This is a genomic window from Paenibacillus oralis (assembly GCF_003863965.1).
Lineage (GTDB): Bacteria > Bacillota > Bacilli > Paenibacillales > Paenibacillaceae > Fontibacillus > Fontibacillus oralis.
This window is the reverse complement of the sequence record NZ_RRCN01000001.1, coordinates 7,145,637-7,158,931: the sequence shown is the minus strand read 5'-3', so window position 1 is coordinate 7,158,931 and position 13,295 is coordinate 7,145,637. Positions and strand designations below refer to the sequence as shown.

The window sequence follows — 13,295 nt, the reverse complement described above, 5'->3', positions numbered from 1 at the left end:
GGGTCCGATTTACAACGTAACTCCGGTTTTGAAAATCGCCAGCTCGCGCACTTCGTTTTGCTCGTTCCGCGTTTTTTGGCCGCTGGCCACCGCGATCACATAGGCGATGAACTCCTCGAGCACTTCTTCCATCGGTTTCTCCAGCAGCGGGCCGGCGTTAAAGTCCATCCAATGCCCTTTGCGGGCAAACAGCTCGTTGTTCGTCGCCACCTTCACCGTCGGGACAAAGCTGCCGAACGGCGTTCCCCGCCCGGTCGTGAACAAGACGAGCTGACAATCCGCGGCCGCAAGTGCCGAGCTTGCGACCAAATCGTTGCCCGGCGCCTGGAGCAGACTGAGGCCTTTTTTGCGCAGCTTCTCGCCGTACTGCAGCACGTCGACGACCGGAGCGGTTCCCGCCTTTTGCGTGCAGCCGAGCGATTTGTCCTCCAGGGTGCTGATGCCGCCGGCTTTGTTGCCGGGGGACGGATTTTCGTACACCGGCTCGCCGTGAGACAGAAAATACTGTTTGAAGTCATTGATCAGGGTGACGATTTGCGCAAAAACATCCTTGTTTGCGGCGCGAGCCATCAACATTTTTTCCGCGCCGAACATTTCCGGCACTTCGGTCAGCACCGTCGAGCCGCCCTGGGAGATAAGAAAATCGGAAAACGCCCCCAGCAGCGGGTTGGCCGTAATCCCGGAAAATCCGTCGGATCCGCCGCATTTCAGGCCCACGTTCAGCTCGCTGACCGGCACCGGTTCACGCCGGTCGTGCTTGGCTGCTTCATACAGCTCTTCGAGCAGTGCCACACCGGCTTCCGCTTCATCTTCCACCTCCTGGGCGACGAGGAATTTGACCCGGCTTTCGTCAATATCGCCAAGCAGACTGCGGAACTCGGCGACCACGTTGTTTTCGCAGCCGAGGCCGAACACGAGCACGCCGCCGGCGTTGGGATGACCTACGGCGTCCAACAAAATGCTGCGGGTCATCCGATGGTCGTCGCCGAGCTGCGAGCAGCCGTACGGGTGCTTCAGCACGGTCACGTTATCGAAAGGGCCGAGGTCCGGATGCAGCGCCTTGAATTCGGCGATGATCTGCTCGGCGATGCCGTTGACGCAGCCGACCGTCGGTACGATATATAAATCATTGCGGATGCCGACTTTGCCGTTTCGGCGGCGATAGCCGTCAAAGGTCAGATTGCGTTTGGGATAAGTGACCGGATGGAGATCGGGATGGTATTCGTACGTTTCTTCCCCGGCCAGACCGGTTTTTACATTGTGGGTATGCACCCAATCGCCTTGCGCGATATCCGCCGCCGCGCGGCCGATCGGATAACCGTATTTGGTGACGGCGGAGCCGGCCGCCATATCGGCAAGCGCGATTTTATGGCCCTGCGGGATCGCTTCCCGGGCCTTGATGGACAAAGCATCAAACGAGATTTCTTCCCCGGCCTCAATCGGGCGCAGAGCCACTGCCACCGTGTCGCGGGGGTTCATTTTCATCAGTCGTTGCATGTGATTTCTCCTCCTAAACGCTGCCGCAGGGCGGCGCGGCAACCAATTTCGTCAAGCTGCCTTAAATCGTCCTTCAGGGCTTCGGTAAGCTGCGGGATGTCCGACAGGTCCAATCCCCATAGGACTTCGCTCTTCAAGATGATCCGGATAAACAAGTTCGGATCCGAGGTTTTCCAGGCCTCGTCAAAAACGTCCAGCACTTCCGGGCTGTCCTTCCGCTCCAGGCGGTCTCCCCGATAACCAAGCAGCAGGGCGGCGAAGGAGAGGGTAATGAGCCTCGGCAGCTTCCGGGTTTCCTGCACATGACGCAGCAGGACGGGCAGCAGACGGGTTGTAAATTTGGAAATGCTGTTCAAATAAATCGCTCCTAGTTCATGCCGGACAAACGGGTTCATAAACCGTTCCCGCACGGTCCCGGCATAAGCTTGCAGTTCCGGTTTGGGCAAATGGAGCCTCGGCAGCAGCTCGTCATCCATCAACTGCCGCACGAACACGGAAAAATCCGCGTCCTTCATGAGCTCTTCCACCGATTGCAGCCCGGCGAGCAGCCCCAGGGAAGCCATCGCCGTGTGCGGGCCGTTCAGCAGATGGACTTTTTGTTCGCGGTAAAGCTTCAGATCCTCGGTAAAAACAACATTTAATCCCGCCTGGACGAGCGGCAGGCGCTTGGGCAGCCAGGGCGGGCCTTCGATTACCCAAAGCAGGTACGGTTCGGAGGCCACCATCAACCGGTCTTGATAGCCCAATTCACGCTCCAGTTCGCTCGCTTGCTCCCGCGGATAACCGGTGACGATCCGGTCGACCAGGGTGCAGCAAAACGTATTTTCCCGGTCCAGCCAGGCCGTAAAAGGTTCGCCGAGCCCCCAATCCGCGGCGTAGCGGAGCACGATTTCCCGCAGTCTTTCGCCGTTGCGGTCGATCAGCTCGCAGGGGAGGATGACAAAGCCTTTTTTCCCGAGCCGAAAACGCCGGTAGAGCAGGGCCGTCAGCTTGCCGGGAAAGCTGCTGGGGGGGCGGTCGTTCAGGGTGTCGGCAGGATTGTAAGCGATTCCGGATTCGGTCGTATTGGACGTGATGAATTCCAGGTTATCGTCTTCGGCCAAAGCCAAAAATCCTTCATAGTCGCTGTAAGGGCTGATCAGGCGGCTGGCGCTCGTGATGATCTCGCGTTCCCGCACCGTTTTTTGTCCGGCGATGCCGTTGATCACGACCGTATAAAGGCAGTCCTGCTTTTCGAAATCCTCGCTCACCGGGCTGTTCCGGGGTTTGACCATCACCACGCTGCCTTGAAACAGCCCTTGCTTATTCATCTGCTGCAGCTGCCACGGGACAAAAGCGCGCATAAAGTTGCCTTCCCCGAATTGAATCACACGCTCGGGATAGGAAGGCAAATCCGGGTACATGGTTCTGGAAAGCAATCGCGTCATCCGTCATCGCTCCTTTGCTGAATCGTATAGATTTGATGCACACGTTAACAATTTTGCGTGAAAATCGAGAATCGGCTGTGCCGGAAATCTAACGGTTGTAGTAGCCGCTATTTTCCGAAAAAAGGCCTTTTCTAAATCCTAACGGTTGTGAGCAACGTTATTTGCCTTATTCCAGGTAAAAAGAGCCGGTTTTAAGTGAAATAAGCGCGGCGGCAACCGTTAAAATTTGAAACCAGCGTTTTAGGAACCAATAGCGGTTGTGGCAACCGTTAGAGTAGTTTGTAGCCTTACTTTTGCAGATTTTCGCCCTTAAGCCCTTAAACCTTCGCCACCGTACCGCGCACCATTAACGATGTGGGAACGAGCAGCTGCTCCGGCTGGGCGTCCGGCTCCTGCATTAGTTCGATCAGTTTGCGCATGCCGAGTTCGCTAATGCCGGCAATCGGCCTGCGGACCGTCGTCAGCGCCGGGTTGGTGTATTTGGCAAACAGGATGTCGTCGAAGCCGATGAGCGAAACCTGGTCCGGTATGGCTACCCGCCCTTCGAAGCAGGCGTTCATCGCGCCGATCGCCATATCGTCATTGGAGCAGAACACCAGCGACGGCGGCTCGGGCAAGGAAAGCAGCCGGGCCATCATGACGTGCCCGCTTTCGATGCTGTAATCCCCGAGGGCGATATACTCGGGAGAGATCGCAACGCCATGGGCCAGCAGGCTGTCGAGAAAACCTTGCCGGCGCTCCGCCGACGATTTGAAGCCGGGTTTGCCTTCGATGATCGCCAGCCTGCGGTGGCCTTGCGCCAGGGCGTAATCGATCGCTTCCCGCACCCCGTCGCGGTCGCCTGCCGCCACATTGGGAATGCTGCGGTCCTCCAGCAGCCGGTTCAATACGATTAGCGGAATGCCCATGCTTTTGACGTGATAAATGAAGGCATTGTCGGCGTCGCTTTGGCTCATGACGAGAATGCCGTCAAACCGGTGCGGGGAAATGCCGTCCAGGTGGCGGATGCTGTCGATCCCGTGCACCGTCAAGCTGTAGTTTTCGTCCAGCACGGCGTTGATGCCTTTGATGGCGTCGACGAGAAAGCTGGACGAAGTCCCTTGGTCGATGCTGGAAAAAAACAGTCCGATCGTATACGATTTTTTCATGACCAGGCTTTTGGCGTTGAAATTCGGAACGTAGTTCATCTCCGCGGCGATTTTTTCGATTTTGTCGCGCGTTTCCTTCTTGATCAGCGTACTTCCGTTCAGCGCCCGGGATACGGTGGTGTGCGATACGCCGGCGACGCGTGCGATGTCTTTGATCGTGACCATACTACCTCTTCTTCGTCAATTAAATTTTTCACGTTTTCATTCTAAATCCACATTTCTTTTAAAGTCAAGTAAAATATCATTTTGCACACGTGAAAAATAAATTGCCTCAAAAATAATGTAAGCGCTATAATAAAAATGATCACTTGAGAGAAGGAGCGCCGGCCCATGCATAAAGGAAGTTTGTTTTATAAAATATTCATCCCGATTCTCGTGCTCGGCATTGGTCTTGTGGTCAGCTTTGCCAGTTACATCTATATCAGTACGGTCAATTCCGTGAATGAACGGATCGCCGGCGGCAAGCAAAACTTTATTTTACAGACGAAAAACAATTTGGAGCAGCAGATCCGGTCGATCGAATATGCGTTTGATACGTACAGCACAACGACATCGTTTAGTGAAATCGTCAAAAATCCGATCACGGAGCAGGACTTCATCGCGTACCGGAACGTGAATAGCCAGCTTAACTATATCGCCACCTTGGGGATGGAGCGAACGGAATACGCGCTGATCAGCCTGGAGCAGAACTGGCGGATTTCGAACGGCAGGCTGGCCAAACTGAGCGAAGAAGAGAGAAACGAGCTTATCGCAACCTATGTGCAAGATAAAAACCAAAGCCTGTTCTGGATCAAAACGGATACGGGGATTCGGTTCGTCAACACTTTGCCGGTGTCCTCCAAGAGCAAACAAGCGATCGCCATGTCGGATATCTCGCTGGAGACGCTGAACCAGACGATTCAATCCGGTGACGGCAGCGGCGTTTATATTTTGAATAAGCAGGGCGAACTCATGTATACCAGCCATCCGGAGGCCCCCGGGCTTACTTCCGCGCAATTGAAGGAGGTTATCACCCGGATTGACGAAGATCGTGAGCCAACGGGAGTGCTGTCCCTGCAAAAGGCCGGCGATCCTACTTCCCCGCCAAAAATCATTTATGCCGTATCGGATTATAACAACTGGATCTATCTGACTTTGCTGGATCAACAGGAAGTCGCCGGCGCCTTGAAGCTGACCAGGTTCGGGATCATCACGATGGGGACGGTCCTGACGTTGTTGATCGTCATAGTGGCTTATATCCTGGCCGTTTATTTTACCAGGCCGATCCGGCAAATCAAACGCAGTCTGTCGCTTGACGATCAAACCGGCTTCAAAGATGAAATCAAAACGATTATTCATTCCATCGATACGATCATAACCGAAAAGGAAAGTTTAGAAAACCTGATGGAAGCGGAAAAACCGCAGCTGGAAACACAGCTCGTCATGAATCTGTTCCGGGGCCGCGTCTCCGCGGACGAACTGGACGTAAAGCTGCCCAGGCTGGGATATCGGCTGATGGAAGGCCGCCTTTACGTAACGATGCTGATCCAATTGGACAATTTGGGCGAACGTGAAGCTTCGGACAAAGATGTGTTGCTGCTGGCGGTCAATAAATTGGTGGAAGAGCAAATTCCGCCGGAGCAGCGGATGCTGCCGATTATTTTGAACGATAAGACCCAAGCGACGATCCTGATGTTTACGGGCAAAACCGAACAGGAGATCCGCAAACCGCTGTTTGAACAAGCGACGGCCTTGATGAAAATGGCCCGGGAATATTTGAAGGTGTCCATCAGCATCGGCATCAGCAACCCGTACGGCAGTTTGCCGGGCAGTAAGGAAGCCTGTGAAATGGGCAAACAGGCGCTGCATCACCGGCTTAATTTGGGCAAGGAGTCGATTATCTTTTATGAGGATATTTCGCAGGGCGTCTCGGGCCCGGTGCTGCTTCATTATCCGGCGGAGCTGGAATCCCAGCTCTTCGATGCGATTCGTCTCGGCGATGAGGAACAGGTTAGCCGCAGTTTGTACTTGCTGCTCGCAGAGATGATGAAAAAGAACAAACATTCCATGAATTTCGAGGTGGCCTTGGTCCGGTTCGTGAACAATCTGATTGAGCTGGAGCAGCTGCTCGGCATCGAGGTTCTGCTAAAGCAGGACAATTACGCTCTGTATCATGTGCTGCTGGATACGCGAAATCCCGAAGAAATCGAACGGATGCTGGTGGACGAAATTATTTTTCCGATGGTAAGAAGCATGAAGGATAAGACGAACAAGCAATTCCGCAGCCTGTCCGAAGAAATCGCCGTCATTGTCAGGGCCGAATATGATCAGGAGTTAACGCTTGAGCAAATCGCTGACCGGCTGCATTATAATCCGAACTATTTAAGCAATATTTTTAAAAAGGAACATGGCACAACGTTTAGCGAATATCTGATGAACTACAGGCTGGAAATGGCCAAAAAGTGGCTGGTCGAAACCGACATGACCGTCAGGGAGATCGCGGAGCGGCTCCAGTACCATAAACCGCAAAACTTTATCCGCTCATTCCGCAAAAAAGAGCATGTCACCCCTGGAGAGTACCGCAAGGCGAGGCAAGCGGTTTGAAGGATATAAAAAGGAGCTTTTCCATGGGCGGAAAAGCTCCTTTTTGTAATGATCAATCTAGAAATCGGCGCTTGCAGACCGCCTACCGGAACGATCGACCGTTCCGGTAGGCGGCCTGCAAGATAGCGACATTTTATGTACTTATTATCAGGAATCTGGCTTGTTCATCCCCATTAGCGGTATTTTATGTACTTATTTTCCTATGAGTGGTCCAAAACGCGGGCATTTCCTTGCGATGAGGGAAAATAGCGACATAAATTGTCTCTATTTCTCTCAAATGATGGATATCGCCAGAATAACGACATTATATGTCCTTATTTGTATTTTTTGGTGCTGCTGATTAAGAAAGAAGGGGAAGGGTGCTCGCCGTAGAACCAAAGAAGGATGGGTATGGGGTTCCACCCCATACCCATCCTTCTCATCCTTCCAAAGTAGAAATCATAGCCATCCATGAACGCCGTCAGGCAGTTTTTTAGTCACTTTGCTGGGAAGTGTTAGCCCTTGACCGAGCCGAGCAAGGCCCCTTTCACGAAGTGGCGCTGCACGAAAGGATAGGCGATCAGCATCGGCAGGGTGGCGACGACGATCACGCCCATCTTGATCGCTTGGGCCGGCGGGACGATATCGACGACACTGTTGTCTCCCTGCATGCCGCTGGACACGATAACGATCTGGCGCAGCAGCACCTGAATCGGCCATTTCAGGGAGTCGTTGAGATACAAAATCGCGTTCATGTACGTATTCCAATACGCCACCCCGTAGAAGAGCGAGATGGTTGCAACCGAGGGCAGCGACAGGGGCAGCATGATTTTGAAGAAAACACCGAAATCGGTGCAGCCGTCGATTTTGGCCGATTCCTCCAGGCTGTCCGGCAACGCTTGGAAAAAGTTGCGCATGATGATCAAGTTAAACGCATTGATGGCGGTCGGAATGATCATGGACCAGTAGGAATCAATCAGATGTACGCTTTTTACGACGAGAAATGTGGGAATCATCCCGCCGCTAAACAGCATGGAGAAAACGACGATAAAATTGATGGAGCTTCTGCCAAACAGATATTTGCGGGATAATCCGTAGGCCATCAAGGCGGTAAGGGCCATGCTCACGAGCGTTCCGACCAAAGTGACTCCGATGGATACGCCCAATCCTCTGAAGATCGTTGGCGTTGAAAAAATGTACTTATAAGCGTCCAGGGAAAACGTGGTCGGAAACAAGATGAATTTCTTTTCAATAATTTCCTGGGTTGAAGCAAAAGAGCTGGCGATGACATTGACAAAAGGCAAGAGACAAGCCAGAGCAATGAAGGCTAACAAAGCACTGTTGACTATCGTAAAGATACGATCGCCGATAGACTGTTTTTTGCGTAAAGTTTGTGCCACTTAAGTTTCCTCCTCTTCGTCTGTTTAACATTTTCACCTTACCAGCGAAAGGAGGATTACGTATATAATCCCCAATTGAGGTCTTGTTCGGACTGTGAAAAAGGGGGCAAAAAAGCATATGCTCACCAGCTTAGCTCGTAATCAGCAAATGAGGCTAAATCGCGGAAAAGGCCCGTCCCCAGCCGATTTTGAAACCGCTGTCATCTGGTGATTATATACGGAACGCCGCTCATCCATTACGCTTAAGGACGTAAAAAGGATAGTTCCGAGCCCATGCTTCCGAGTTGAGTTTTGTCGAAGTCTACTCAGGAAGTAATGCTCACAAAACTAGGCCTATGCTTCCGAAGCGAGTTTTGCTCGAAGCTCATTCAGGAAGTAACGCTCACAAAACTTTTAGGAGGTTGCTCTAGTGAAAGCATCAAGTGTCGCACCGATGGATGGGGGGATGGAGCCCGGACTTAAGCGAAACTCTTCCCCGATTCTCAAAGGCTTAAATCGCAACAAACTTTTGTATCTGATGATTTTCCCCGGGCTTGTCTATTTCCTTATATTTAAGTACTTGCCGATGGGGGGGCTGGTGATTGCCTTTCAAGATTATCAGCCTTTCCTGGGGATTGCCGGAAGCCCTTGGGTGGGGCTTAAGCATTTCATCCGTTTGTTTACGGAGCCTACGTTTATTATGCTGCTGAGGAATACGCTCATCCTGTTTGCCATGAACATCGTATTTTTCTTTCCGCTGCCGATCATTGTGGCGCTGATGCTGAACGAGGTGCGGAACAGATGGTTTAAAAACGCGGTGCAATCGATCATGTATCTTCCTCATTTCATGTCATGGGTCATCATCGTGTCCATCACGTATGTGTTACTGAATGTGGACGGCGGGGTAATCAATGAATTTCTGGCCGCGCTGGGCTTTAACAAGATCAGCTTTTTGACTTCTCCGGAATGGCTGCGGACCGTGTATATCCTGCAGATCATTTGGAAGGAGCTCGGATGGTCGACGATCATTTATTTGGCCGCCATCACGGTCGTGGATACGCAACTATATGAAGCGGCTGAAATGGACGGCGCCGGGCGCTGGAGAAAAACGTGGCATATCACTTTGCCGGCGATCCGTCCCGTGATCATTACGCTGTTGATTCTAAAAATCGGCAGCACGTTGGATCTCGGCTTTGAACACATGTATTTGATGCTTAATTCCCTGAACCGCGAGGTAGCGGAAATTTTCGACACCTATATCTATACCGCCGGTTTGAAGAACGGACAACTAAGCTTTAGTACAACGGTCGGGTTGTTCAAAGGTGTGGTCGGTTTGATTTTGGTGATGCTCTCCAACAAGCTGGCCAAAAAATTCGGGGAAGATGGAGTGTACTAATAAGTGCAATCTATAAATTTATGAAAAGAGAGGGGCATAAAAATGAAATTGAAAATGAAGCAATTGGCAGTTTTAGGGTTCGCCATCATCCTCTTGTTGTCCGCCTGCGGCAACGGGAAAAGCGCAACCACCGGCGCGGGCGAAGGAGGCGGAAGTGCTGGAGGTGAAGAGCCGGCTAACATCACCTGGATGAATATCTTGCATACGGCTACTACGCCTACGGGCGATATTCAGAAGCTCATCGAGGAAAAGACGAATACGAAAATCAAGTTTTCCTGGGTTCCCGACGCGAGCAAGGAGGAGCGGATCAATACCGCGCTTGCGTCCGACTCGCTGGCCGACATCGTTTCCCTGACCATACTTGAGAACGCATCCGTACGCAACGCGCTTAAATCGGGGATGTTCTGGGAGGTCGAGCCTTACCTGAATGAATTCCCGAATCTGGCGGCGATTTCCGAGGAACAGCGGCGGGCCGCTTCAATCGCCGGCAAGCTGTACGGGGTTCCTTTTCTCAAGGACGTGGCCCGCAATGGCGTGGTGATCCGCAAGGATTGGCTGGATAAGCTGGGCCTGGAAGTACCTAAAACAACCGATGAATTAATGGCTGTAGCTAAAGCTTTCACCGAGCAGGATCCGGACGGCAACGGGAAAAAAGACACGTACGGATTTATCGACCGCAGCGATTTGATTTACGGAGCATTTAAGACGCTGAGCTCTTATTTTGGCGCCCCCAACAACTGGGAAGTCAGCGAAGACGGTAAATTTACACCGGAGTTTGAAACCGAGGGATACATCAAAACGATGGATTATATGAAAGAATTGTATGAAAAAGGCTATATTAACCAGGATTTTGCCGTTACGGCCAAGAAGGATCAACAGGAGGGCTTTAACCAAGGGAAGGCAGGGATTTATGTCGGCGCCTTGTTTGACGGCAAGAACCTGCTGAATGGTGCAAAGGGAATTCAGGACGATATGGAGATTGCCCTTGTCAACGACATTACTTTCACCGGCAACGAAAGCGACCGGGCGATCTGGGCGGGGAACGGCGGAATTGGCGGGCTGCTGGCCTTCCCCAAATCCGAAGTCAAGGATGAAGCGGAATTGAAGCGTGTTCTGAAATTCGTGAACGATCTGATGGATGAAGAGATCTTCACCTTGATGACCTATGGCATTGAAGGCGTTCATTATTCCATTGACGCGAATAAAGCCGTAACGATTACGGATCAGGAAAAGTGGGAGCAGGAAGTCCAACCGTTCTCCTCTTCCCGTCCCAAGGAGCCCGGTTATAAAATTCACGATGCCGATCCGCTGAAGGTCGAAGCCGCCGCACTGATTTTGGAAAATGAGCAATACGCGGTCTACAATCCGGCTTATTCGCTGGAATCGGAAACCTTTACGACCATGGGGTCGGAGCTGCAAAAGATTATTACGGACGCCACCTATAAATACATTTTCGGCTCCCTCGACTTAAACGGGTTCAAGGCGGAGGTTGAGAAATGGAAGCAATCCGGGGGCAGCAAAATTATCAGCGAGTATGAAGCCGCATATAAATAAGCTTTCGACGGGAGGATGCAATGATCGATGAATCAGATGAAATGGGCTGTAAAAACCGCGTTATCCGTGATGGAGCGGACGCCGAAATTGTACGAGAAGGGGTATAACGGCAAATGGTCCTACGATTACGGCGTGGTGCTAAAGGGCTTTGCGCTTGTTTGGAAACGGACGGGGGAGCGCAAGTATTTTCAGTATATCCGCGATCATATGGATTATTTTATTGGGGAAGACGGAAGCGTGCGGGGATACCGCAAGGATGAATACAATATTGACCACCTGAATAACGGCAAGCTGCTGTTTTTGCTGCACCGGGAAACCGGTTTGGAGAAGTACCGGCAAGCGGCCGCCCTGCTGCGATCGCAGCTGGCCGCGCATCCGCGCACATCGGAGGGGGCATTTTGGCACAAGCAGATTTACCCTTATCAAATTTGGCTCGATGGCCTTTATATGGGGGCGCCGTTCTATTTAGAGTATTTGCTCACTTTCGAAGATGGAAACGGCCTGGACGATGTGACGAAGCAGTTTATTTTGTGCGAAAAGCATACGAAGGACGCCGATACGGGGCTGCTCTATCATGCCTGGGATGAAAAAAAAGTTCAACCCTGGTGCGATCCCGCCACCGGTTTGTCCCCGAATTTCTGGGGCCGGTCCCTGGGCTGGTACGTCATGGCCTTGGCGGATGTGCTGGAGCTGCTGCCGCAAGGGCATCGCGATTACTCCGAGCTTGTCCGGATATTCGCCGAGGTGCTGACGGCTTTGCGGAATTACCAGGACGAGGCAAGCGGCGTTTGGTATCAGGTCGTGAATATGGGCGGACGTAAAGGCAACTATTTGGAAGCGTCGGCTTCCAGCATGATCGTGTTTGCCATCGCTAAAGGAATCCGCCTTGGGGTGCTGAATGCTGACGGTTGGCGGAAAACGTTGGATAAGGCTTACCGGGGGCTGATTAACGAATTTGTGCTGGAAACGAAAGAAGGCTGGGTCAATCTGAACAAAAACTGCCAGGTGGCCGGGCTGGGCGGAGAGGATCGCCGGGACGGCACCTATGCTTATTACATCAGCGAGCCGATCATTACAAACGATCTAAAGGGAGTTGGGGCGTTTCTGCAGGCCTGCGCCGAGGTGGAATGGCTCGAGGATATGAAAGGGGCCCCTTGAACAGGAGGAAAAAGGATGCAAGTGTACAACATTGCCGATTTAGGCGCGATCGGTGATGGTATAACGCCCACGACCGCAGCGATTTAAGCCGCCATCGAAGCCGCGAGCGCGGCGGCTGCTCAATTGCCTGGGGGGTTATCGCATCCGCGAGGGCAACAAATCAAGCGAAATCGTGATTCAGGAATATGATCACCGCCTGGGCGAACTGGTCGGCGAGCCCAATGTCCCTTCGCCGCGATCTTCCGAAGGCAGCCGGTGAAACTCGCGTTTGTACAGCCGCGTGAAATAAACCGGCTCCAGGCCGACGTAGGACGCGGCTTGGCTGACGGTTAGCTCGGGGTGATCCTGCAGCAGCAGGCGCGCGGTTCTGAGCCGGATTTGCTGCAAATACTGCAGCGGCGTCAGGCCGATCGACTGGCGGAACAGGCGGGTCAGTTGTTTTTGCGAATAGCCGACATGCTCCGCCAGCCGGGCGATGGTGATCGGCCGGTTCATATGGTCGTGAAGGAAGCGGACGGCCACGTCAACGACCGATTCCCGGTAGGAAGCGGGCGGCAGGGCGTGCTGCGGTGATTCGGGAGACGGTTTGCCGGGCGTCCCGGCGGCGGCGGTATCCTTGACGATCGCCAGCAGCAGGGACAACAGCAAATCCGTCGTTTGCCACGGATCGTTATCCGCGCCGGAGCGCTCCCAGATTTCCCGGAGCGGACCGGTAAACAGGGACACGTCCGACAACTGCAGTTTTTTTGGAGCATGATGGAATCCCCACCGGCTTAGCAGGTCTCCGAAATTCTCCACCAGCGTAACGTACCCGACGTACCAAGGTTGTTCTCCATACGGCATATACTCATGCGCGCAGCCAGCGGGGATGTACAAGAGTTGCCCTGCGCTGAGTGTGTCCCATTTGTCCTTATCTAACTGTAGCTGGCGAAACCGCCCCGAGCCGGAGAGCGTAAGAAACAGCTGATGGGCGGAAAAACCTTTCATTCGCGTGATCGGCGGCTGAATTTCTGTGCCCGCGGTATAAACGGATAGCGGCAGAAACTCGCGCAGGGAATGGGTCAAATTGCTTCTGAGCGGGAGCAGTTCCATGGGGCGTCACCTCTTTTTGTCCATTTTGTACGGTGTTTTGTCCGATTTGTCGCTTCCGCCCGATTATAGCTCACATCTATAA

At 52.7% G+C, this 13,295-nt stretch carries 9 protein-coding genes; 4 read left to right on the top strand and 5 right to left on the bottom strand.

All coding sequences use genetic code 11. From position 1 onward, the window contains the following. Positions 1 to 9: 9 nt before the first annotated feature. From EHV15_RS31845 to EHV15_RS31835, 3 genes are all read right to left on the bottom strand, one after another. Positions 10 to 1,497 carry a UxaA family hydrolase gene (locus EHV15_RS31845; protein WP_128634793.1) on the bottom strand — a complete coding sequence of 496 codons (1,488 nt, stop codon included), beginning with the start codon at positions 1,495 to 1,497 and terminating at the stop codon, positions 10 to 12. Then, positions 1,485 to 2,924 carry a tagaturonate reductase gene (locus tag EHV15_RS31840; RefSeq protein ID WP_128634792.1) on the bottom strand — a complete coding sequence of 480 codons (1,440 nt, stop codon included), beginning with the start codon at positions 2,922 to 2,924 and terminating at the stop codon, positions 1,485 to 1,487. Before EHV15_RS31840 ends, EHV15_RS31845 begins: the two co-directional genes overlap by 13 nt. A gap of 317 nt (positions 2,925 to 3,241) precedes the next feature. Next, the gene (locus EHV15_RS31835; RefSeq protein ID WP_128634791.1) at positions 3,242 to 4,237 is read right to left on the bottom strand and encodes a LacI family DNA-binding transcriptional regulator; all 996 of its coding nucleotides are present in this window, start codon (positions 4,235 to 4,237) and stop codon (positions 3,242 to 3,244) included. A gap of 165 nt (positions 4,238 to 4,402) precedes the next feature. Between EHV15_RS31835 and EHV15_RS31830 the strand changes: the two genes are divergently transcribed. Continuing rightward, positions 4,403 to 6,655 (top strand): helix-turn-helix domain-containing protein, encoded by a 2,253-nt coding sequence (locus tag EHV15_RS31830; RefSeq protein ID WP_128634790.1) that lies wholly within the window; start codon positions 4,403 to 4,405, stop codon positions 6,653 to 6,655. A gap of 494 nt (positions 6,656 to 7,149) precedes the next feature. Here EHV15_RS31830 and EHV15_RS31825 read toward each other — a convergent pair whose 3' ends face one another. Next, complete coding sequence (locus EHV15_RS31825) at positions 7,150 to 8,034, bottom strand: carbohydrate ABC transporter permease (protein ID WP_128634789.1); 885 nt, start codon at positions 8,032 to 8,034, stop codon at positions 7,150 to 7,152. A 445-nt stretch (positions 8,035 to 8,479) separates the two neighbouring features. Between EHV15_RS31825 and EHV15_RS31820 the strand changes: the two genes are divergently transcribed. From EHV15_RS31820 to EHV15_RS31810, 3 genes are read left to right on the top strand one after another with little or no spacing between them, the layout of a single operon-like run. After that, positions 8,480 to 9,409: an ABC transporter permease gene (locus tag EHV15_RS31820; protein WP_281281733.1), complete on the top strand. Its 930-nt coding sequence runs from the start codon at positions 8,480 to 8,482 to the stop codon at positions 9,407 to 9,409. Between the two features lie 42 nt (positions 9,410 to 9,451). Beyond that, entirely contained in the window at positions 9,452 to 10,963 is a 1,512-nt protein-coding gene (locus EHV15_RS31815; protein ID WP_128634788.1) for an extracellular solute-binding protein, read from the top strand. 27 nt (positions 10,964 to 10,990) lie between these two features. Further along, on the top strand, positions 10,991 to 12,121 hold the full coding sequence (locus EHV15_RS31810) for a glycoside hydrolase family 88/105 protein (protein WP_128634787.1): 1,131 nt from the start codon (positions 10,991 to 10,993) through the stop codon (positions 12,119 to 12,121). 189 nt (positions 12,122 to 12,310) lie between these two features. Here EHV15_RS31810 and EHV15_RS31805 read toward each other — a convergent pair whose 3' ends face one another. Then, positions 12,311 to 13,213, bottom strand: coding sequence for a helix-turn-helix domain-containing protein (locus tag EHV15_RS31805; protein ID WP_128634786.1), 903 nt, complete (start codon positions 13,211 to 13,213; stop codon positions 12,311 to 12,313). Positions 13,214 to 13,295: the final 82 nt, after the last annotated feature.